The organism is Psychrobacter sp. AOP7-B1-25, assembly GCF_052376195.1.
Lineage (GTDB): Bacteria > Pseudomonadota > Gammaproteobacteria > Pseudomonadales > Moraxellaceae > Psychrobacter.
Genome location: NZ_JBQSVK010000004.1, coordinates 44,213 through 65,897, shown reverse-complemented (window position 1 = coordinate 65,897; position 21,685 = coordinate 44,213). Strand labels below are relative to the sequence as shown.

Genomic DNA, 21,685 nt, shown 5'->3' with positions numbered 1-21,685 from the left:
AGTTTCCCTTACAATAAATCAATGAGTTTAAGCGCTTGCCGTGTGACAGGTGACGGCTTTTTTTACCAAATACAGGCTGGCACGATAACGTTCTTCACCATAAATACGTTGTAAGTTATTTAGCGTCTTAAGCACGGTGTCGTAGCCAAGCATTTGTGCCCATTCAAACGGACCTTTGGGGTAATTTACGCCATACTTCATGGCCGCATCGATGTCTGCTTCAGAAGCGATGTTATGTAACACTGCTTCACAGCCTTCATTGATGAGCATAGCAATGGTGCGTAAAACATATAAACCAGGATGGTCGGCAGTCCAAATAACATGCACGTCAAGTCGGGCAAAGGCTTGCGTTACCAGCTCACGCTCATCATTATTACAGGCCATCGAGGCAGCCAATACAACAGCGCGGGCTTGTGACCAGTCCGCGTGCCAGTCCATCAGCATGACTTTGGCATCACCATGGTCAATCTCCACGGATTCACCCAGTGATAAACGGATGCTAACATCACCAATTCCGATACTGTTCTGGTCTGCATCTTCAAGAGTCACTGTGAGGCTATCAGCAACTTGTAAGCGTTCAACCAACCCTTTGGCATAAAGCCAATCACCGCGTACGATAATGTTAGGCAGCGCGGCATCGGTTGCTTCAACGGTGGGTAACGTATAGGCAGGGATTGCTGGCGTTTGGCTATAGTCATAAAACCCTTGGCCAGATTTACGGCCAAAGCACCCGGCATCGACCAATTCTTTTTGTACCAACGATGGGCGGTAACATGGCTCATAGAAGAAAGCCTGGTAGACGCTTTGGGTCACCGAGAAGTTAATATCTTGGCCAATTAAGTCTGTTAGCTCGCATGGCCCCATGGCAAAACGACCTGATTCACGCATGATAAAGTCAAGCTGCGCAGGTGTGGTCGCGTTTTCTTGCAGTGCGCGAAAGCCTTCAGCGTAGTATGGACGCGCCACACGGTTGACGATAAAGCCTGGGGTAGACTTGACGATTACCGGTACCTTTTTCCAAGCACTCATCAAGTCAAACAGGCCATCTGTAATCTCAGTCGCTGTTTGTAAACCGCGAACAATCTCAACAAGTTTCATCACTGGGGCTGGATTAAAGAAGTGTAAGCCTACTACACGCTCAGGGTTTGATACTGCTGAGGCAATCGCTGTAATCGATATTGACGACGTGTTTGATGCAAAAATTGTATCATTAGCACAAATATCAGCCAATTGGACAAAAAGCTGCTGTTTAATGTCTTGACGCTCAACAATCGCCTCAACAATTAACTGCACCGCTGCCATCTCATTAATATCTGTAACAATAGATAAGTTCTCTAGGGTGCTATCAAGTAGCACTTGAGACATCTTGCCTTTTTGGACTCGTTTGGCAAGTTGGCTTTCTAGTCCCGCTAAGGCGGCTTGACTTTTGGCAACATCTAGGTCAAAGAGATAGGTCGTGTGACCGTGCATAGCGGCCAACTGTGCAATGCCAATCCCCATCGTGCCTGCCCCAATAACGGCAATGGCTGCTTTTGATAAATCCATCGTTTCCATGATTAACGTCCTTGATAAATTGGGGTGCGTTTTTGCATAAAAGCTTGGACACCTTCTTTATAGTCAGCTGAGCGACCAGCAAGTCGCTGCAAGTCTCGCTCTAAGATTAGCTGATCTTCTAGGCTATTGTCCGCGGAGACATTGATGGCTTTTTTAATGAGACTTAGGCCGTAGGTCGGTTGGCTGGCCAAGTTTTCGGCCAATTTACTGGCTTCGCTACGTAGCGCTCCATCTTCGACCACTTGCCAAATCATGCCCCACGCCATCGCTTGTTCAGCAGATAGCTTATCGCCTAGCATGGCTAAGCCCATCGCACGAGCGCGTCCGACAACGCGTGGTAAGAACCATGTACCGCCTGAATCTGGTACAAGCCCAAGACGGCAAAACACTTGGATAAATGAGGCTGATTTGTCTGCCAATACCAAGTCACACGCCAAAGCGATATTCGCACCGGCACCAGCAGCCACGCCATTTACCGCACAGATCACAGGCTTTGGCATATCAGTAATCAGCTTAATCAGTGGATTGTAATAAGTCTCGATAGATAGGCCTAAATCTGGCGCATCAGCATTCGGGGCAACTGCGCGATCGCCTAAATCTTGACCTGCGCAAAAACCACGACCTTCAGCAGAGAACACTACAGCGCGAATGGTGCTGTCTTTTGACCATGCTTTTAGCACGCTGGACACTTCTTTGTGCATGACTTCATTAAAGCTATTAAGCTGTTTTGGGCGGTTTAAGGTAAGATAGCCGACAGCATTTTTTTCTTCGACGATAATCGTTTGATAGTCCATTACATACCTCTAAAAATTGGTTGACGTTTTTCTAAAAATGCACGGATGCCTTCTTGGCGATCTTGGGTGGCAGCAAGCCAAACAAATAGCTGACGTTCTTGCTTGAGGCCTTGGCTTAAGTTCACGTCGTGGATGGTTTTAAGTGACTGTTTGATAGCGCGAATGGCCAAAGGGGCTTGTTTGGCGATTTTGGCAGCCAAATCAATGGTGTATTGTACGGTCAACTCGGTTGGGCAGATTTGGGTGGTAATTCCATGTTGTTGCGCGCTTAATGCATTAATCCTCTCACCTGTCATCGCCCAACGCATAGCAAGCTGCTGACCAACTAAGCGTGCGAGGCGCTGTGTCCCCCCTGCCCCTGGTAGCATACCCAAGCCAATTTCAGGTAGCGCAAATTGGGCATTTTCGCCCGTAACCACGATGTCACCATGCAATACCAGCTCAAAGCCGGCACCGAGTGCATAACCATTGACCGCGATTAATAGCGGCTTGCTAAATTCATCGATTCGCTTCCATAAGGTTGGACGAATATCGGTTTGTAAGCTAACGGTATCGAGTTGAATAAGTTCATTAAGATCTGCACCCGCAGCGAAGCATTGGGTGTTGCCAGTAATAACGACCGCTTTTACATCGGTGTCAGCGTCATAGGCTTGAAGCTGTTCAACGACTTCTTGCAAAGTAGCGTTATTTAAGGCGTTGCGTTTTTCTGGGCGATTAAGCTCAATCAATGCAACGCCTTCTTTTGGGCTGGAGGTTTCAATGTAATTCATCCCTGAATCCTAATAAAAACAATGAAATAAGGAGTTTTTGCTAAACCCTACTTTGAATATAAAAACGATAAATAGCTAGGTTACTAACGTCTAACTATTACGCGTCAAAGCTCAATCTTATGTTGGCTGATACAGGTAATGCTTGGCAGCTGAGTACGTAGCCTTTATCTAACTCTTCTTGCTCAAGGCTATAGTTAACGGCCATTTCGACCTCACCTTCGATCACCTTACATTTGCAAGTGGCACACACACCGCCTTTACAGGCATAGGGTAAGTCAGCACCCGCACGTAATGCCGCATCTAAGATGCTGTCATCTTGTTTTGACACTTCAACGATCAGTTCACGTCCGTCCAAAATGATATTGACGCGTTCTTCGCTACGTTTTTCGATTTGCTGAGCAGTTGGTTTATTGACAGTCCCCGTATGGAAACGTTCGGTATGGATGTTGTTGCGATCGATACCAAGGTTTGGCAATACGGTCTCAATGGCTTCCATCATCTCTTCTGGGCCACAGGCAAAACAGTGGTCGACATCAGCACTGATAAGTTGGGCGTCAAACAACTGTTGTAATTTGTTCGCATCGATACGGCCATTAAAAATCTCGCTGTCACTCATCTCACGTGAGAAAATATTGACCAGCTGTAGGCGCGTTTTAAAACGGTCTTTAAGATCCATGATTTGCTCAGAAAACATGGTTTGTTTCCATGACCGATTGCCGTATACCAAGGTAAAATTGGCATCTGGTTGGGTGCTTAACACCGTTTTGACGATAGATAAAATTGGGGTAATACCACTACCAGCAGCAAAGCTTAGATAGTTTTGACCACCAGCTTTAGCGGCTTTTTGAAAGAAAACTCCTTGGGGTGGCATAACTTCTAGAGTATGGCCTACTTCTAGGTGTTCGTTTGCCCAAGTAGAAAATTGTCCTTGATCAATCTTCTTGATGGCAATGCTCATGTCTTCTTGCACATCACTACAGATTGAGTAGCAACGACGGATTTCGCCATTGTCTGTCATGTGACGGATGGTCAAATGTTGACCTGGTTGGTACTTAAAGGTTGCCGCGTCTTCCGAAGCAAGGTCAAATGCAATGCAAATCGCTTGCTCAGTTTGTGGCTGGATAGACTTGATAGTTAGTGGCAAAAATTGACTCATGCGAAAATCCTTCTTTCATTTTGCTTAGTTAGTGAGCTGACTGTCACGTGCGATCTCGCGACTACCCCTATCTTAGATACATTTAAAATAATCAAACGGTTCAAGGCAGTCGAGGCACTTATACAGCGCCTTGCACGCAGTTGAACCAAATTCGCTAATCAGTTGGGTTTTTTGACTGCGACAATGGGGACAGGTCACACCATCGGTTAGCGCCACGTGAGTACCACAGCTGTGTGAATCGCCTTGCGGCGGTGCAATGCCATATTCTTGCAGCTTTTGCTTACCTGCCTCGCTCATCCAGTCGGTCGTCCAAGCTTCAGACAAGTCAACCACCACCTTTACAGGGGTCAGCCCACGTTCGGTAAACGTGTTGGTAATCTCATCTTTTAGCATATCGGTTGCTGGACAGCCGCTATAGGTTGGTGTTAAACGCACCACGATTTCGTTATCTGCGTTGAGATCAACACCCCGAATCATGCCTAAGTCAAGCACGGTCAAAACAGGCACTTCTGGGTCATGAACTTCATTAAGAGCTTTCCAGCAGGCATCTGTGACTTGTGGAATTAACTGCATACTGTGACTCCCTGTCGTGTATGTTTACCAATTCATATTTGGGTAAGTACGTTGAATGTACTGTAATTCTGCCAAAATATAACCCAAGTGTTCGGTATGAGCGCCTTGCTTCGCACCACGGCGGTATGCGCCAATCTCAGGCAACGTTAAGTTCAAATGTGCCAATCCACTTTCAACCTCCGCTAACCATTCAGCTTTTAGAAGATCAAGTTTCGGTAAGACGCCATTATCAACCAAGGCTTGTTCGTCAGCGGTGAGTTCAAACAATTCAGCAGTAAAGCGCCATAGGTTGTTCAGCGCTTGTTGCGTTTTGTGGTGTGCCTCATCGGTGCCTAGGCTTAAGCGTTCCATCCAGGCATGTGAGAAACGTAGGTGATATTTTGCTTCTTTTAACGACTTTACACCAAAGGCTGCAATATCTACGTGGCTGCTTTGGCTTAACGCGTCAAGTAACAATACATGGTAATGATCCATCAACCATTGCCGCACCATCGTTTGGGCAAAATCTACATTGGGCTGTTCACATAGCAATAGGTTGCGATATTCACGTTCGGTACGTAAAAAAGCCAAGTTGTCTTCATCACGACCCAAGCCTTCGATTTGTCCAGCCAGACTAAGCACCGTACGTGACTGGCCCAATAAGTCTAAACCGATATTTGACAAAGCAATATCAAGCTCAAGCTCAGGGGCATGTCCACACCATTCAGACAAGCGGTGCGATAGGATCAATTGGCTATCACCAACATGAAGTAGAAATTGTGTTAACGCTTGGTTATTCATCGATTGTCTCCTACCTTAAATATGCTCAATACCATCTGGAATTTGATAGAAGGTAGGATGACGATATACCTTGTCGAGTGATGGCTCAAAAAACTCTGGTTTTTCCTCAGGTTGCGATGAGGTGATCAGCTCTGATTGCACTACCCAAATGCTCACACCTTCATTACGACGGGTGTAGACATCACGTGCGTTTTGCAGAGCAATTTCATCATCTGGCGCGCGCAAGCTACCAACATGACGATGACTTAAACCTTGTTTACTACGGATAAAAACTTCGTAAAGTGACCAGTTGTTTTTGCTTTCCATGGCTAATTTTCCTTTAAAAAATATTAAGCGGCTTTTTGAGTATTGGCGTGTTGTTTCTGTGCATAGACAGCAGCAGAGTCACGAACCCATTTGCCCTCTTCCCAAGCTTTACGTCGGGCTTCGATACGCTCATGGTTACACGGGCCTTTACCAGCAATCACGGCAAAGAGTTCGTCCCAATTGATTTCACCGAATTCATAGTTGCCGGTTTCTTCGTTAAACGTTAAATCTTTGTCAGGAATGGTTAAACCAAGTTGTAACACCTGTGAGACGGTGTTATTCACGAATTTTTGGCGCAACTCATCGTTACTGAATAGTTTGATTTTCCAATCCATGCTAAGAGCACTGTTGGGTGAATTATCATCATTTGGACCGAACATCATCAGCACAGGCCACCAGAAGCGATCGACTGCATCTTGTGCCATGGCTTTTTGTTCAGGTGTACCATTCGCCAATACCATCATGGCTTCGAAGCCTTGACGTTGGTGGAAGCTTTCTTCTTTACAGATACGAACCATGGCGCGAGCATATGGACCATATGACGTCCGGCAAAGCGCCACTTGGTTAACGATAGCGGCGCCGTCAACTAACCAGCCGATAGCAGCGATGTCAGCCCACGTTAGAGTTGGGTAGTTAAATATTGATGAGTATTTCATGCGGCCAGCAACGAGTTTGTCCATCATATCGTCACGATCTGCGCCTAAGGTTTCAGCGGCGCTGTATAGATACAATCCATGACCTGCTTCATCTTGGACTTTAGCCAACAATACGGCTTTACGCTTGAGTGTTGGTGCACGTGTAATCCAATTACCCTCAGGTAACATACCAACTACTTCTGAATGTGCATGCTGACCAATCTGGCGAATGAGCGTTTTACGATAAGCATCTGGCATCCAATCTTTTGGCTCAATTGAAATGTCCTTTTCAATCTTGTTGTCAAATAATTCTACTTGCATGTTCATGTGATACCTCGTCCTTAACAAGTGTTTGTGTTATCTAATTTAAAGCGATACTGTTTTAAAATCAACATCTATTTTTATGTATCGTTTTATTTTTTAGCTATTTTATTCATAAGTTATTGTTTTAAAACAATATTTATAGCAGTAAATTCTTAAAAAAATATTAATAATATTAAATATGCTTGACTTTTTGGTGATTTGAATACAGATTATGACACGTTAAGTTTATATTTTTATCTATAATGTATCGTAAAAGGAGTTATTATATGTCAGACATTAAAACGTTAAGCTCACTCGTCCTCGGTGAAGCCTACGTTGCACAAAGCGATTTTCGCACCGTGCATCATGCGGTCACCGGCGAACCAATTTATCAAGTCAGTAGCGCTGGTATCGATACCAAAAAAGTGGTTGAATACGCCAAAGAATATGGCTCAGCGCTTGCTAACTGGACATTCCACCAACGCGCTAATGCACTGAAACTGGTCGCACAATATCTACTTCAACGTAAAGAAGACTTTTATGCGTTGGCCACGGCAACGGGTGCGACACGCAAAGATGCCTGGGTCGATGTTGAAGGGGGCATCGGTACTTTATTTGCATATTCGAGCCTCGTGCGCCGTGAGCTAAGCGATGAGACCGCCTTAGTTGAAGATGTTTGGATTCCTCTATCAAAAAATGGTACGTTTGGCGCTCAGCATATCTTGAGCCCGAAAACGGGCGTGGCCATTCATATTGATGCGTTTAACTTCCCTATCTGGGGCATGTTAGAAAAAGTCGCACCGACTCTATTAGCCGGTGTCCCTTGTATCGTCAAGCCTGCAACCGAAGGCGCTGAGCTGACTCATGCAGTGGTAGCCGCGATTCATGAAAGTGGTCTATTGCCAGAGGGTTCATTGCAGCTGATATGTGGACAAACCTATGACTTGTTTGACCATCTAAATCCCCAAGACACCATTACCTTTACAGGTTCTGCAGTAACGGGTCAAAAACTACGAGCCCATCCACACTTGAACGCCCATTCAATTCCTTTCACCATGGAAGCCGATTCGGTGAACAGTGCCATTTTAAGCCCAGCTGCCAACGATGAAACTATCGATTTGTTTGTACGCGAAGTTTTCCGCGAAATTACTATCAAAGCTGGTCAAAAATGTACTGCGATTCGTCGCGCGTTTGTTCCTGCAGCCTTGCTAGAAACAGCGCAAAATCGCCTAGTTGAAAAACTACAAAAAGTCGTGGTCGGTGACCCAAGCCGTGAAGACGTGACCATGGGTACATTAGCTAGCGTGAAGCAAAAACTTGACGTCACAGAAAAAGTCGAGCAACTAAGCCAAGAAGCCGAAGTAGTATTCGGTAGTCACTTACGTGAAGACTTCACTTTACAAGTAGACGACGCAGAAAAATCAGCCTGTTACCCACCAACCGTGTTGGTCTGTAATAACCCAGTCCAAGCCGAAAACATTCATCGCATCGAAGCATTTGGTCCAGTTGTCACCCTAATGCCATACGGCGACCTAGAAGAACTCGGTGCACTGGTGGCACGTGGTGAAGGTAGCTTAGTTGCCTCTATCGTGCGTAATGCAGACGAAAACATCGAAGCCTTATTGAAAAAAATTGCCCCTTGGCATGGCCGTGTACATATCTTAGATAGCGAAAGTGCTCGTGAAAGTACGGGTCATGGTTCACCTCTCCCATTACTTGTACACGGCGGCCCAGGCCGTGCCGGTGGCGGCGAAGAACTTGGTGGTCTGCGAGCCGTTAAACACTACATGCAACGTACTGCCATCCAAGGCTCACCCAATGCTTTGACACAAGTCGGTCACAGCTGGACAGCTGGGGCGCAAGTGTTTGAAGATCGTGTCCATCCGTTCAAAAAATCATTCGATGAACTTCGTATTGGAGAGCGTCTATTGACCGCACGTCGTACAGTGACTGAGGCAGATATCGTTAACTTTGGCTGCTTGAGTGGTGACCACTTTTACGCTCATATGGACAAAATTGCGGCGGCAGATTCGTTCTTTGGCGAGCGTGTCGCCCATGGTTACTTTATCGTATCAGCGGCCGCCGGCTTGTTTGTTGACGCACCAGCTGGTCCAGTTATCGCTAACTACGGTATGGAAAACCTACGCTTCGTTGAGCCTGTCAAGATTGGTGACACCATTCAAGTTGAATTAACTTGTAAACAAAAGACGCCAAAGGCACAACGCGACCCAGCGGAAAAAGCTCATGGCGTTGTAGTATGGGATATCAAAGTTAAGAACCAACGCAACGAATTGGTCGCAACTTATGACATCTTGACCTTAGTTGAGCGTAAGGCTTGATACCTATATGGATCTGCAAAAAAGGAGTCGTCATGACTCCTTTTTTTTCAACTAAAGCAAACTTTATTAATAAAACATATTGACGTCAGGTTGTAGAATGGCTAAATTATAAAACATATGATACATAATTTTATTTTTAATAAATAAAAAGTATCATTAATTTATATTAGGTAATGCTTTGCTAGGATAGCTAAGCTGTCGAGTCGTTTCTAGGACAATACATAGACAAGGAGTCACTAATGACCACTACCACCGCAATGGCTGAAAACGCCTCGCTTGCTATACATCAGGATAAAAAAGTACTCACTGCCACCCTAGTTGGTACTGCGATTGAATGGTATGATTTTTTCATCTATGCACAAGCCGCAAGTCTCATATTTGCTCCCCTGTTTTTCGCTGAAGTCAGCAAATCAAACCCTATGCTCGCCCAAATCATCGCTTTTGCGACCGTTGGTATCTCATTTCTATTTCGCCCATTAGGCGCAATCGTATGTGGTCGCTTGGGTGACAAGTACGGTCGCAAGATGGTATTGGTAACGACCCTGATTTTGATGGGTGCGTCAACGACGTTAATAGGCTTCTTGCCGACTTATGCGCAAATTGGTGTATTAGCACCTTTGGCTTTGGTATTTTTACGTATTATCCAAGGCTTTTCTGCAGGTGGTGAATGGGGCGGTGCAGCATTGTTATCTGTCGAGCATGCACCCCTTAACAAACGCTCACTATTTGGGGCTTACCCACAGATTGGCGTACCCATCGGTATGATTTTAGCGACTGGTGTCCTGCTACTCTTAAATTTGATTTTGGGTAAAGAAGCCTACCTCGAGTGGGGTTGGCGCATTCCATTTATATTATCAATTGCATTGATCATCGTGGGCACCTTTATCCGTCGTTCGGTTAAAGAATCACCAGTGTTTGAAGCCATGCATCGACGTAAAGCAGAAGCCTCTGCACCATTATCATTGTTATTCAAAAATCACACGCCAACAGTTCTTAAAGCGGCTTTAATCTTTATGGGAGTCAATGCAGGTGGTTATATCCTTATCGCTTTTATGGTGGGTTATGGTCAAAAAGCCTTAGGGCTTAGCCCTACTTTGACCATGCTAATCGTAGTTGCGGCTGCTTTTTCTTGGTTAGTATCAACCCTTTGGGGCGGCATATTAGGTGATAAAATTGGTCGTCTAAGGATTTTTAAATTAGGCTATATCTTATTGTCGTTATGGTCGATTCCAATGTGGTTTTTGATTGATACCAAATCTCCGTTTTTATTTATGCTAGCATTGGTGATTTGGGCTATTCCCCTAGGTTTTACTTATGGTCCATTGTCAGCTTTATTTGCTGAAATGTTCCCTGCTAAAGTACGTTTTTCAGGGGTATCCATCAGCTATGCATTAGGTTCTATTATTGGTGGTGCGTTCGCTCCGATGATTGCCCAATGGATTATGGCAACTTATCAACAGTCATGGATGATTGGTTTGTATATTACTATCGTCTCATTAATTTCACTATTCACGCTTTACACGATTAAAAAAGACCCACAAGGCGTTGATCTATCTCTCTAAATAAATTTAGAGAGATGCTGAAAAATATCACCATGTAAATGTTATAAATATTTTCTCAGCACATGACAGAAAACTTGCCCTACCTCACCTTTAACGGTTAAACAGCTGATTAACTGTCGAAATAACGAAGTATCGTGATTGAAAAATACCAAACACAAGGCCTCAACCAGCAGGTCTAGGCCTAAAATGAACAAACTGGCTTGAGGGCTTGTGTTTGACTTTAGCTTGCGCTTTAGGGGTTTATTTTTAGTAGCTTAAAGACCTGTTACCAATAAATTATTGGCAACAGTCTTTACACTGATAGTTCTGCTTGCCATAGCTTTTGAGCTATTTTTCCTTAAACTACAACTTTGACATTTGGTACAATTAATATCTATTAGTGTTTTTATAACCTCAAATATATTATCTTACTTTGTCTATTACCCTCCTTTATTTCCTCAACATACTCTCTGACACACTACCTTAAATCAAGCTATAACTTATTAGATAGCACAAACCGACGCTATGGCATTCAAAATATCAGGCCACATTCCCATATGCTATGGATTTATTTTGCTGTGATGAGTTAAAAAATCCATACATGCTATTATTCGTATAGCATAGAAGGTTAAAGCATGAAATCCAGTTTTCTCAGTTGTTATTAGGGTTTGTGCTATGGTGTCATTGATATGAACAATTAAGTTTAGCGCTGCAGCATTATCAATAGTATTACCATTTTTTTGAGCATAGATCAGCGCACGCAATGTACGAGCCAGAATATAATTGCTCAGGTGATGAAGACTCCGCCATCGAGGGACTGTAAATCTTATTATAATAAACACACATACTTATCTGTAAATATTAAAAGCTTAGAAAGAGGTTTCCAACGATATACTAAATATAGCCTCGGTAACCTTTTTTAATTTGGCATTTTATTTAGGTGATATTGTTAACATTGGGTTTTGATCAGGTAGCATCAGTTGCCAAGGATTTTTTGACTGCTATTGACTACTAAACATTGGAAAAAATTTATCCAATCAGATCATTCGTGATATAAAAGCCAATATTAATCGGATAGCAAGTCAATAAACCTTAAGAAGTTGTTAAAAATAAATACCTAACAACCTTAACCCTAATAATAAAGGATTTCGCTAATTTAGTCGTTGCGTGGTGGACGCACCATCAAATAAACCCATAACTATTAAAGCACAAACAACCCCACATAAAACAGCTATTCTAATCATATTAATAAAGCAGCTGTCAAGTTTATAATACGGCCACATCCCGTGAGATATATTCAACACCGTCTAAGAGTACGATTTTCCGGTGAAGACTTGAATGTTTAATGGGGTGCTATTAGCGTCGGTACTTCGCCAAGGCTTATATCGACGATTAGGATAATATTGGAAGTTGATAAATTTTTGCGTAAATCAATGTGCTGACAAGTACTCCAAACCCACTTAACCAAACCATATATATATGAAAATTTGACCACTCGATATTCCATGTAATTTTATTTTTTGAGCTCAACCCTTCTGTAATACTGATGCCAAGCGTCAACCAAAATCCACCTACTAGATAACCGCCTAGTACATCGCTTAAATAATGTTGGTTCAATACAACCCTGCTTAAACCAATCAACATGATAAAAAGAATAGCCATTGTAAATATACGAATTTTTTGAGTAAAATTTTGGCTAAATCGAATCAGCAGGTAAGCTATAAATCCATATAACGCCATAGCAGTAGTCGCATGGCCACTTGGAAACGAATAAGTTTGCACAGACAATATGTTATTAGCAGGTCTTTCACGCTGAAATAAATATTTCATCAAAGAAGTAAATGTCGTACTGCCTAAAGTAGCAATCAACAACCCTACAATTACATAGCGTTGTCGCTTTACCCAGCAATTCACAGCAGCGAAAAAGACCATCAAAACGTAGATAGGCGTAGACGCCAAGCTGGTTATCAGAACAAAAAATCTAACGACATTGGAGTCCTGTAGAGAATTCATCTGCATCGACACAAAATGGTCTATAGTTATAATATGATTCGGTATAGCCATAGTTTTGGTTAGTCCTACGAACAACACTAATATGCAACCCATTACTACGCATAAAAGCATCAAGGGTAAACCGTAAAAACTCCGTATGCTGAACCGTTGGGAAATTGTCGCATACAACTTAGGATGCTTATCTTTAAAATTAATGACACATTTATTTTGTCCAAAATTTCGTTGAATCTTCAAAATATAGTAAAAAAATTGAGTAAAGAACCTATGACCATAATGAATGACTATATGATGTAAAATCAACAAGACTGTGACAACCAAAAAAACTAGAAAGCCTAACGCAAATAATGGCTGATTTTCTGGTGCAAATGATATCATCATCAAACCTCTTGTTTGTTGGCAACAGTAGATTATATCTATAGAGAACCAATCAGGTAATTCCACTGGTTCAATTTCTCAGTGAGGACTTCTACTTTTAGCCATCTGCTATTTACTTTAGGAGATCTGGTTATTAAGATTACGACAATTTATGTCGTGGTATATACTGTAATAACTAATCCTCTCATCACTGTAGAAAATAGGCTAGACCCTAGCCTATTTTTTGGTCTTCAAAATATGTATTTAATACTATCACTGACTGAATAGTCTGTCGGTTCAAATCCGGTTACGCTTACCAGATTCAAAAAGCCCCAATCTTAGATTGGGGCTTTTTTGGCTGTGGAATATAGGATGTAGCAAAAAACCTCTATTTTCATCGATTTATAATTATGATTATTCGCTCAACTCGAAGTTACTTGAAAAAGCAACGGTGACCAAATGGTAAGTAGTTTTTCAAAGCGCTTAACCTAAACAACAGTTAAACATAATATGAGATCTTTCTCCAAATTAAAAAAGCCATAAAAATAATTACTCTTATGGCTTTACTATTTTTTATATATTGAAGCTTTGAGTTAAATAAGCTCCTTTAAATCAGTCAGCTTGTCTAAAACCGCATCAGGTGAATATTTCACTAGCTGCTGCTCATTTTGCGCACCAGATAGCACACCTAAAACTAGCCCGCACCCTGCATTCTTACCTTCTTCAATATCGATACCACTATCCCCCGCTTTTAACACTTGCTGGAAGCTATCAATACCAAATTGCTTCATTGCAAGAGTAATCATATCGGGGCTTGGACGGCCATTAACGACATCATCGGCTGTTATTAATGCATCTACTTGATCCCCCACAGACCAACCTAAGATAGTCAAAATTTTATTAGCAGTTTTAGCATCATATCCTGTATTTAACACCACTTTACGACCGCTCGCCTTCAACTGCTCGAACAACTCTGACATGCCTTCAAACTCAGACAAGGTGTCTTTGCTATAAGCAGTTGCAAGATTGACTTTAAATGCTGCAAACGCCTTATCTGTTAATGATTCAATATCAGCATCAGATAAATCTAACCTGTTTAAAATATCGCGGATGGCGTTGCGTTTTTCTTTACCTGCACCATATTCTAAACATAACTCAAGACTCACTTGCTTGTCTGACTTGCCAGCGCTATTCAGTGCTTCATTGATGGCATTACATACGGTTTTATAGACTAGGTTACCTTCCTCTACTGTTGTGCCAGCCATATCAAATACACAGAGCTTAATATCAAAAAATTTGTTTTTAATACTGTTTAAACTATCACCATGTGAGCTGCTACTTATTATATTATTATTTGCTGTATTCATTACTTTGATTCCAATACCAGTTCAATTAACTCTTCGCCAAATGCGAAACCTGTTGATGCCCCTGTACCACTGGTGACTGAACCGACCACCACGCCCTTTTCAGGTGATGTCTTAAATACCACGTCATCTGCACTTGGATATACACCCAACCAGTGCTGAGTAATATCTATCTCACCAATATCCATCACCTGCTTAAATTCATTAATGATTAGGTCATCAATTTGAGTGTCTCTAAACGGCAGCTCTCTATCACTATAGTCATGACTATCGCCAATGATTAGTGAGCCATCTTCAGACTGAACCACAATTAGGTGGACACCTGCTTGACGCTCTACACTTTGAATATCATCAAGTAAGGTTTTTAGTACCGTAGCTTCAGGTAATTGAGCAAATCCATCATAACGGGCAAAGCTTAAATCTGACATAACGGCGGCATTTAATTTAAATGCTCTTTTAGGCATGACTCGCATCATATTTAACGTACACATTTTAGCTTTGGTCTTAGCGAGTACTTCTGGATATAAGCCAGTAAAGTCAGCTCCTGGGCAGACCACACAGTGCTCAGCGTTAAGGACACCACGGCTGGTATACACTTTTGGTAATTCCACCGAAGTCACCGTGGTATGATTATAAAAGTCCACACTTTGTGTTTCTTGTAACCAATGAGCCAGCTTAGCGATTGCGGTATTGGACTCTACTCTAAGCTCATGTGGACTATATAACACACCCTCACCCTTGTTCAGATAAGGCGCGGCTTCATTAATTTCAGACGGTGTCAGCAGTCGGCACCCCTCACCCATTTCCGTCTTTAAAAAAGCGTGTGCAACATCTACCGCTTCAGGTCTCTGCATTAACATATGCAGACCGACATGCTCTACCTGAATACCTGCTTTTGGGGCAATCTCGGCCCAAACATTACGCGAGTGCATGGCGCGTTGCCAATGCTCACCTCGACGCTGACCACTAACCGTCACAAATCCAAAATTACGAACAGAGGCATCTTTGTTCTGAGATTGGCGTTCTACAACTGCGACACTCAGCCCTTTTTTAACGGCGGCATAGGCGCTTGCCAGTCCAACGATACCCCCACCTACGACGACGACATCATATGTTTTATCAGAAAGTATTTTGCTCATTGTCATATCTTCTCTTCCCATACACCTTTATTGATTAGCCCTCTACTTGCTTAACCTATGAACTAATATAGCTAAGCATGAATGGGCATTATTTTGTTTGAACTAAAATTACTCACCATGGAAAAAAGCACGATGCTTATCTAACAGCTCAGCAGTTAATGGCTCTGGATAGGTCTTAGAATTATCAATCTGATTCTCAGCGGCTACTGTCTCGCCGTCATACACAATATTTGGATAAATCTCTAATAAACCTGGGCGAGCTTTAGTGACAATTAACTCAGCCATTTTCATTGCTTTAGGATTGGTCTTCTCTCCCTTATCAATAACAGCAACCGATTCAGTCAATGTGTAATTACCTTCACTGGGATCTACAAAATCAATTGGTAAACCTTTTGCTTTATTAGCGACTGCCTGATGACGTAGTCCGAAACCGATAGGCACCTCACCTGCCATTACCTTTTTAAGAGGACCAGAGCCAGATAGCTCTAAATTAGGTCCTGCATTTTCACGAATAGCATTCATGATTTGTTGACCTTCAGCATCGGTACCATATTCAGCAGCAATATCCTGTACAAACAACCAACCAGTTGATGAACCATTTGGATCAACCATAGAAATTTGATTTTTATAAATAGGATTTGCTAAGTCTTTGGCACTGATAGGTATGGGAATATTATTGGCTTCCATCTCTTTGGTGTTGAGTAAGATGGCACCCGTAAAGCTGAGAATCGGTGCATAGTAATTAGGCGTCGTAATCTGCGGGTTTGCCGTAAATGCTAACGCTTTAAACATTGGGTTCTTTGCTTGAGCACTTTCGATATAAAACGAGCTCATTGTCACCATATCAGCTTCAATATTTTTTCCTTCTGCTAATAGCCGTCCACCAAGCTCACCTGTTCCGAATGATTGAAATATGTATTGACCTTCAAAGCCTGCCTCATCAAGCACCTCTTGAATAATCTCGACTGCCTCTTCATCAGCATTACTATAAATAATCACCTCCTCACCAGCCGTATCTCCTGAGCTTTTCGCTCCACAGCCTGCCACTAAAACTCCACAAGTTAATCCCGTTATTATCGTTTTAAATAAATTCATTGTTTTTCCTGATTATTTGAGTGATTAAAGGTTAAATTAGTTCTCGTAACATCAACACCTAAACTGTGTTGAAATACTTAAGCGACCGTCGTCACTGTGATTTTTTTCACTTTTATTTTTATTGTGCCGTTGATGCTTCTGGTATAAAGGTATCGAACTACTGCGAAGAATATTAATACCGTGATATTTGTGAGTAGCGCCATCAGCGACAAGATAAAAATCTCATCAAAGCGGGCGAAGTGCTGTAATTCAACAATTTTTGTAGTCAGCACCATCGTCTTCGCACCTGAAATGAATATCACTGCACTGATGCTGACCATCGCACTAATAAAGAAGTACGAGGCCACTTCGATAAGCGTAAGTATTGAGTTGGGTACAACGATTCGGCGTAAAGACTGCAGCCATGAGTCTCCAAGCAAAGAAGCTGTGGTCTCCCAGCCTAAGTTCATTTTTGACAGCGCATTTTTGCTCAAGAGATAAGGTGTCGAGAAGTAATGAATGATATTACTAATCACAATAATGAAGATGGTGTTCGATATCGATGACCCTGAAAAAACCATCAGATAAGCAATACCAATAACCATACCTGGCACTGTATTGGTTACTAAAGCTGAGCTTTCTATCGTCAGCTTTCCTATCTTGAATAACCCTGAGCGCTCGTATATCAACGCGGCAACATAGGTAATAATAGTTCCAAAAACAGCTGTTAGTGTGGCGACAATAAGTGAGTTCTTATACACTCGCATCAGGTTCGAGGACTCGATCACCTTAGTAAACGTGTCTGTACTAAACGCCATCTCGTAAGGCCATGTCTTAATCCATGGAATGATGAATATCACAGCAAATACGAATAACAGCGAAATCAAAATACCACTGGACAAAACACCCAGAATTCTGTCTTTGACTTTAGAGGTAGGCAAGTCAAAATGCTCTACTGAATCATACCTGACATTAAATCGAGCCACATACCAAAGCAGTAGAATGCTCAAAACAGAGGGGATTAGCATAAACAAGGCAACCACAGAGCCCTTTTCAAACGAGGGAGATGCACCCAGTATTTGGGTATAAAGCTCAGTGGCGATAACCTTGTACTGACCACCAATAGAGGCTGGAATACCAAAGTCAGTAAAGGCCAAAAAGAAGCATTGAATGATAGCGGCTGCAAACGTACCAATTAAGGGACGAATGACCGTCATATCTATCTGGCGTAAGCGTGAATCGCCCATCAGTTCTGATACGATTACGAACTTCTTATCCAAATATTGAAAAGTATTGTTAAGCAGTAAAAAGGCTATTGGCAAGGTATAGATGGTGTAGCCAAGCCACATACCATAGAAACCATATATATCTTCAAACAGCTGAAAGCCAATCATCTTAGTGAGTAGACCTTGCTTACCAAAGGTGTAAATAATGGCGAATCCATAAGTCACTGTTGGCAATAGCATTGGGAACAGTGATGCAAGTTTAATTGTTTGTTTAAAACCCTTTGGCAAGTTAGTCCAGTGCACAGTATAAGCAAGAATAAATGCCAAAAAGGTGGCACTCATCGCACTAACAATGGCGACAAAAAAACTATTTAACATCACTTGTCTGAAGTCATTACTGCTGATGATATCGACGTAATGGCTTAGACCTAATCCATCAGCCACATTAAATGACAGCATCAACATTTTGCCCAAAGGCACAAACATAAAGACAAGAAATAGCGCACCAATGAAAAGCCACGAAGCTTTCATTAGCGGTGAGTTATTAAGTTTCATAATGACCTACGCGCGAAATAAGTAAATTTTAAGAGACCAGGGTTAGCCTAGTGCGATTAACCTGTGGAAGTGTCTTTAATGGATTTAGTAGCTGTACGCTGGATTATGGCGTTGATATCTTCAGTGACTGAGCTACCGTTTAGTGTAGGTCTCATTTGAGTGTATTTTTCTAATGGATCAGCTGGCGCACTGTCTGCCTCAAATAGGCTCAAGATATTACGACGTTTGATGTTTAGCTGATTTAAGATAAAGCTCTTAACAAAATCATTGGCAGGGTTTTTGATGATTTCTGATGGTTTAGCATATTGAGCCACTTTGCCGTCTGATAACAACAAAATGCGATCAGAGAGTGTCATCGCTTCTTCAGGATCATGTGTCACAATCAAAGTGGTTAGCTCGTAACGCTCTGCAATCTCACGAATACGTGCCTTAATGGTCTCTTTAATGACCCCGTCTAAGGCAGACAATGGTTCATCTAGTAGTAAAATTTTAGGTTTCATCACTAAAGTACGCGCTAATGCAACACGCTGCTTTTGTCCACCAGAGAGTTGGCTGATTCGCTTGTTCAAATGCGGCTTAATTTCCAAAAGGTCAACCAGATCATCAACCTCCGCTTGTGTGCTGACATTAGGTCTATTACGTAGCCCATACTCAATATTCTGTTTTACATTCAAGTTAGGAAACAAAGCATAGTCTTGAAATACAATATTAAAACCTCTGTGCTTCATAGGCACACGTGTGATGTCTTCCTTATCATAAGCAAGCCGACCAGAACTAATATCAGTTAGACCTAAAATAATATGCAGCAACGTGGTTTTCCCGCAGCCAGATGGGCCCAATATTGAAACAATCTCGCCCTTATTCACTTTTAGGGAGATATCCTCAAAAATAACTTTGCCATCATACTTCTTAGTCACATTTCTTAGTTCTAACATAATTCAAGCCCAAACTTATATTTTGGTATTAGCAGTGAGTGATAGCTCAAGCAAATACACTTAGGTAAATTTCTCAATGCTTTAATCGTTTACACGTAACTAATATAGAAGATAAATATGACAGTTTGGCGTCAAATATAAGGTTAACTTATACATTTAATCATTCAGTCTTATTTATCGTGTATAACTTCCCGTACTTCTCAGAGATAAGCCTGACAATCTCTGCAACTGAAACCTATATGAAAGACGGGGGTCATATGATGAAAAAACCTTATACCTATAATCAGCTAAATATCTTGAATTCTGTGCTTGAAGAAGGCAATTACACGCAGGCAGCTAAACGTTTGGGCGTTTCTCAATCCGCCATTAGCCAAGCATTATCTACGCTTGAAAACAACCTTGGGTTTAAGCTATTTATACAGCGTGGCAGGCACTTTGTGCCAACAGATTACTGTTTAGAGCTTGGATCGATAACGAGTAAAGTGCAAGCAGTTGAAGATGAACTAGATCAGCTGATTCAAAGAAGTAAAGTTTTTGAATCAGCTATATTGAAGGTAGGTCTATGCAGCCCGCTGCCGGGCACTGAAATTATTAAGCAGTTTAGTCAGCGCTATCCCAAGCTACAGACTGAAATCTATTTTGGTAATTTCCATGAAACGTTTAGTAGAGTGGTTAACGGTCAGGTAGATGTTGGTATTCTTGCAAATGTCCCGAAAAGTGACAAGTTACAGTTTAAGAAATGTGCTACCCAAAGGCTTGTTGCTTTGTGCTCACCGAACCATGCTTTTGCATCAAGAGAATCTATAAGCTTAACTGAATTAGCGACTGAAACTGTTATATTCCGCACACACGGCTCCACCACTCAAAAGCTTATAAATGAGGCACTAGCAAAAATTAATTTAGAGATAACCCCTACGTATATCGTAAACACCCAAGAGAGTGTTTACGATGCGGTTTACCAGAACTTAGGTGTGGGATTTGCATGGAGCGAAAGCGCGATCAGAAAAGGTGGTTTTGTGAAGGTACCCATTGCGGAGCTACTTTCAGACTATGATGAGGTGGTCTTTTCACTTAAAAATGTCAATAACTTAGTGGTGACTGCTTTGATGAACTCTTTGGATAACGATGGCTAGACCATATCAAAAAAATATTTTAGTGTTTTCAATATATACGCATCTTACGAATTAAGTGTTTTTGCCTCGAACCCTTCTACCATAAGACTCGTTGTAGGAATATGTTCTGTTTGCCATACAGGTAGCAAAGTATTGGCTATATAATTAGCATTCTTTCGTCTATCATCCTAAATTATACGAAATTAACTGACCACAGACCTTGATCATAGGAAAGAAAATGTCGTTCTTTTATCCTAAAGATGTAGATTTTATGGAGATGTTTGGGTGCGAGAGCCATGTAGATAAGGATGGTTTGCTAGAATCCACATTCATTGATACACAAAATAAAAAAATGGTTTTTTCTATCAGTGATATGCAGAACTCAATATCTGCTTATGTATATCAAGATGAAGCAGTAATATTTAAGATATATGAAGAAGGAGCGATGAGGGTCATGATATATGAAAATCAGATCATTATAGAATATCTGAATTATCAGGATTTATACGCTAAAAGACTGACTATTATTGATGTTTATCCAATATTTAAAATTGACCACTCTACTCTGGTAGACAAGGATATGAACCAGCTAAACTAAATATTTTAAAGGTATTATCATATTAAGATGTACCTACACCGAACCAATCAGGTACTTTTACCAGTTCGGTACCCTAGTGAGGACTTGAACACTAAGCTGTGGGCTAATGATAGTAATGATTCGAGTTACCGAAATAATTGCAGTGTACTTCACAGTGTACATATTGAGATATTTAATATGATTTGATTGTCTCACTCTTTTAACTAAAATAAACGCCTAATCACTAATGAATCATTTGATTTATCAAAATCCCTGAAAAATAATTTCCTTTTTTCTATCTAAACAAGCAGTCACAAGCGTTCTAGGGCAACCGGTGTATGACCCTACCTTGATAATAGGCAAATTATAAAATGCATCATCCACGTCATCTAATTCAATTTTCCAAATATTTGGATGTCTATCGGTCTTATCTTTTAACACCTTTCTAAACGTTTCTCCGACATAGATACTATAGCCGTTAAGTATGTCAGCTGACTCCCGTATAATTTCATTATTGTGCGAATACTGACTTAATAAATAGTTTTCTATAATATCTAGAGATATCAATAGAGTAGTCAAGCTAAT

18 protein-coding genes are annotated in these 21,685 nt (G+C 41.6%); 4 read left to right on the top strand and 14 right to left on the bottom strand.

The annotated features are described in order from the left end of the window. Positions 1 to 27: 27 nt before the first annotated feature. The 8 genes from ACT3QR_RS05595 to paaA form a co-directional block, all read right to left on the bottom strand. The gene (locus ACT3QR_RS05595; protein WP_444520404.1) at positions 28 to 1,554 is read right to left on the bottom strand and encodes a 3-hydroxyacyl-CoA dehydrogenase; all 1,527 of its coding nucleotides are present in this window, start codon (positions 1,552 to 1,554) and stop codon (positions 28 to 30) included. Between the two features lie 2 nt (positions 1,555 to 1,556). After that, positions 1,557 to 2,348 carry a 2-(1,2-epoxy-1,2-dihydrophenyl)acetyl-CoA isomerase PaaG gene (paaG, locus tag ACT3QR_RS05590; protein WP_444520403.1) on the bottom strand — a complete coding sequence of 264 codons (792 nt, stop codon included), beginning with the start codon at positions 2,346 to 2,348 and terminating at the stop codon, positions 1,557 to 1,559. After that, complete coding sequence (locus ACT3QR_RS05585; protein ID WP_444520402.1) at positions 2,348 to 3,118, bottom strand: enoyl-CoA hydratase-related protein; 771 nt, start codon at positions 3,116 to 3,118, stop codon at positions 2,348 to 2,350. The genes paaG and ACT3QR_RS05585 overlap by 1 nt, the downstream gene beginning before the upstream one ends. A 97-nt stretch (positions 3,119 to 3,215) precedes the next feature. Continuing rightward, positions 3,216 to 4,274, bottom strand: a complete 1,059-nt coding sequence (gene paaE / locus ACT3QR_RS05580) for a 1,2-phenylacetyl-CoA epoxidase subunit PaaE (protein WP_444520401.1) — start codon at positions 4,272 to 4,274, stop codon at positions 3,216 to 3,218. A 72-nt stretch (positions 4,275 to 4,346) separates the two neighbouring features. Further along, a complete protein-coding gene (paaD, locus tag ACT3QR_RS05575) occupies positions 4,347 to 4,847 on the bottom strand; it encodes a 1,2-phenylacetyl-CoA epoxidase subunit PaaD (protein ID WP_444520400.1) in 501 nt (166 codons plus the stop codon). 24 nt (positions 4,848 to 4,871) lie between these two features. After that, positions 4,872 to 5,627 carry a 1,2-phenylacetyl-CoA epoxidase subunit PaaC gene (gene paaC / locus ACT3QR_RS05570; RefSeq protein ID WP_444520399.1) on the bottom strand — a complete coding sequence of 252 codons (756 nt, stop codon included), beginning with the start codon at positions 5,625 to 5,627 and terminating at the stop codon, positions 4,872 to 4,874. A gap of 15 nt (positions 5,628 to 5,642) precedes the next feature. Then, positions 5,643 to 5,933 (bottom strand): 1,2-phenylacetyl-CoA epoxidase subunit PaaB, encoded by a 291-nt coding sequence (gene paaB, locus ACT3QR_RS05565; protein ID WP_444520398.1) that lies wholly within the window; start codon positions 5,931 to 5,933, stop codon positions 5,643 to 5,645. 23 nt (positions 5,934 to 5,956) lie between these two features. After that, positions 5,957 to 6,895, bottom strand: a complete 939-nt coding sequence (gene paaA / locus ACT3QR_RS05560; RefSeq protein ID WP_298810679.1) for a 1,2-phenylacetyl-CoA epoxidase subunit PaaA — start codon at positions 6,893 to 6,895, stop codon at positions 5,957 to 5,959. Positions 6,896 to 7,158: 263 nt separating this feature from the next. Between paaA and paaZ the strand changes: the two genes are divergently transcribed. Both paaZ and ACT3QR_RS05550 read left to right on the top strand, forming a co-directional pair. Beyond that, positions 7,159 to 9,210: a phenylacetic acid degradation bifunctional protein PaaZ gene (paaZ, locus tag ACT3QR_RS05555; RefSeq protein ID WP_444520397.1), complete on the top strand. Its 2,052-nt coding sequence runs from the start codon at positions 7,159 to 7,161 to the stop codon at positions 9,208 to 9,210. A gap of 239 nt (positions 9,211 to 9,449) precedes the next feature. Further along, positions 9,450 to 10,772 carry an MFS transporter gene (locus tag ACT3QR_RS05550; RefSeq protein WP_444520396.1) on the top strand — a complete coding sequence of 441 codons (1,323 nt, stop codon included), beginning with the start codon at positions 9,450 to 9,452 and terminating at the stop codon, positions 10,770 to 10,772. Positions 10,773 to 12,143: 1,371 nt separating this feature from the next. Here the strand turns inward: ACT3QR_RS05550 and ACT3QR_RS05545 are convergent. From ACT3QR_RS05545 to ACT3QR_RS05520, 6 genes are all read right to left on the bottom strand, one after another. Further along, complete coding sequence (locus tag ACT3QR_RS05545) at positions 12,144 to 12,815, bottom strand: phosphatase PAP2 family protein (protein WP_444520395.1); 672 nt, start codon at positions 12,813 to 12,815, stop codon at positions 12,144 to 12,146. Between the two features lie 896 nt (positions 12,816 to 13,711). Then, the gene (locus ACT3QR_RS05540; protein WP_444520394.1) at positions 13,712 to 14,485 is read right to left on the bottom strand and encodes a phosphonatase-like hydrolase; all 774 of its coding nucleotides are present in this window, start codon (positions 14,483 to 14,485) and stop codon (positions 13,712 to 13,714) included. Then, positions 14,485 to 15,621: a TIGR03364 family FAD-dependent oxidoreductase gene (locus ACT3QR_RS05535; RefSeq protein ID WP_444520393.1), complete on the bottom strand. Its 1,137-nt coding sequence runs from the start codon at positions 15,619 to 15,621 to the stop codon at positions 14,485 to 14,487. Before ACT3QR_RS05535 ends, ACT3QR_RS05540 begins: the two co-directional genes overlap by 1 nt. 108 nt (positions 15,622 to 15,729) lie before the next feature. Continuing rightward, complete coding sequence (locus ACT3QR_RS05530; protein WP_444520392.1) at positions 15,730 to 16,716, bottom strand: ABC transporter substrate-binding protein; 987 nt, start codon at positions 16,714 to 16,716, stop codon at positions 15,730 to 15,732. 77 nt (positions 16,717 to 16,793) lie between these two features. Further along, a complete protein-coding gene (locus ACT3QR_RS05525) occupies positions 16,794 to 18,476 on the bottom strand; it encodes an ABC transporter permease subunit (RefSeq protein WP_444520391.1) in 1,683 nt (560 codons plus the stop codon). Between the two features lie 56 nt (positions 18,477 to 18,532). Next, positions 18,533 to 19,411: an ABC transporter ATP-binding protein gene (locus ACT3QR_RS05520; protein ID WP_444520390.1), complete on the bottom strand. Its 879-nt coding sequence runs from the start codon at positions 19,409 to 19,411 to the stop codon at positions 18,533 to 18,535. 257 nt (positions 19,412 to 19,668) lie between these two features. Between ACT3QR_RS05520 and ACT3QR_RS05515 the strand changes: the two genes are divergently transcribed. After that, on the top strand, positions 19,669 to 20,544 hold the full coding sequence (locus tag ACT3QR_RS05515) for a LysR family transcriptional regulator (RefSeq protein WP_444520389.1): 876 nt from the start codon (positions 19,669 to 19,671) through the stop codon (positions 20,542 to 20,544). Positions 20,545 to 20,761: 217 nt separating this feature from the next. Next, entirely contained in the window at positions 20,762 to 21,121 is a 360-nt protein-coding gene (locus ACT3QR_RS05510) for a hypothetical protein (RefSeq protein ID WP_444520388.1), read from the top strand. Positions 21,122 to 21,685 lie beyond the last annotated feature (564 nt).

What these genes read in the sequence shown, in the direction of transcription:
- ACT3QR_RS05595 (WP_444520404.1), bottom strand. Translation starts at nt 1,554, where the DNA reads ATGGAAACGATGGATTTATCAAAAGCAGCCATTGCCGTTATTGGGGCA.
- paaG (WP_444520403.1), bottom strand. Translation starts at nt 2,348, where the DNA reads ATGGACTATCAAACGATTATCGTCGAAGAAAAAAATGCTGTCGGCTAT.
- ACT3QR_RS05585 (WP_444520402.1), bottom strand. Translation starts at nt 3,118, where the DNA reads ATGAATTACATTGAAACCTCCAGCCCAAAAGAAGGCGTTGCATTGATT.
- paaE (WP_444520401.1), bottom strand. Translation starts at nt 4,274, where the DNA reads ATGAGTCAATTTTTGCCACTAACTATCAAGTCTATCCAGCCACAAACT.
- paaD (WP_444520400.1), bottom strand. Translation starts at nt 4,847, where the DNA reads ATGCAGTTAATTCCACAAGTCACAGATGCCTGCTGGAAAGCTCTTAAT.
- paaC (WP_444520399.1), bottom strand. Translation starts at nt 5,627, where the DNA reads ATGAATAACCAAGCGTTAACACAATTTCTACTTCATGTTGGTGATAGC.
- paaB (WP_444520398.1), bottom strand. Translation starts at nt 5,933, where the DNA reads ATGGAAAGCAAAAACAACTGGTCACTTTACGAAGTTTTTATCCGTAGT.
- paaA (WP_298810679.1), bottom strand. Translation starts at nt 6,895, where the DNA reads ATGAACATGCAAGTAGAATTATTTGACAACAAGATTGAAAAGGACATT.
- paaZ (WP_444520397.1), top strand. Translation starts at nt 7,159, where the DNA reads ATGTCAGACATTAAAACGTTAAGCTCACTCGTCCTCGGTGAAGCCTAC.
- ACT3QR_RS05550 (WP_444520396.1), top strand. Translation starts at nt 9,450, where the DNA reads ATGACCACTACCACCGCAATGGCTGAAAACGCCTCGCTTGCTATACAT.
- ACT3QR_RS05545 (WP_444520395.1), bottom strand. Translation starts at nt 12,815, where the DNA reads ATGGCTATACCGAATCATATTATAACTATAGACCATTTTGTGTCGATG.
- ACT3QR_RS05540 (WP_444520394.1), bottom strand. Translation starts at nt 14,485, where the DNA reads ATGAATACAGCAAATAATAATATAATAAGTAGCAGCTCACATGGTGAT.
- ACT3QR_RS05535 (WP_444520393.1), bottom strand. Translation starts at nt 15,621, where the DNA reads ATGAGCAAAATACTTTCTGATAAAACATATGATGTCGTCGTCGTAGGT.
- ACT3QR_RS05530 (WP_444520392.1), bottom strand. Translation starts at nt 16,716, where the DNA reads ATGAATTTATTTAAAACGATAATAACGGGATTAACTTGTGGAGTTTTA.
- ACT3QR_RS05525 (WP_444520391.1), bottom strand. Translation starts at nt 18,476, where the DNA reads ATGAAACTTAATAACTCACCGCTAATGAAAGCTTCGTGGCTTTTCATT.
- ACT3QR_RS05520 (WP_444520390.1), bottom strand. Translation starts at nt 19,411, where the DNA reads ATGTTAGAACTAAGAAATGTGACTAAGAAGTATGATGGCAAAGTTATT.
- ACT3QR_RS05515 (WP_444520389.1), top strand. Translation starts at nt 19,669, where the DNA reads ATGATGAAAAAACCTTATACCTATAATCAGCTAAATATCTTGAATTCT.
- ACT3QR_RS05510 (WP_444520388.1), top strand. Translation starts at nt 20,762, where the DNA reads ATGTCGTTCTTTTATCCTAAAGATGTAGATTTTATGGAGATGTTTGGG.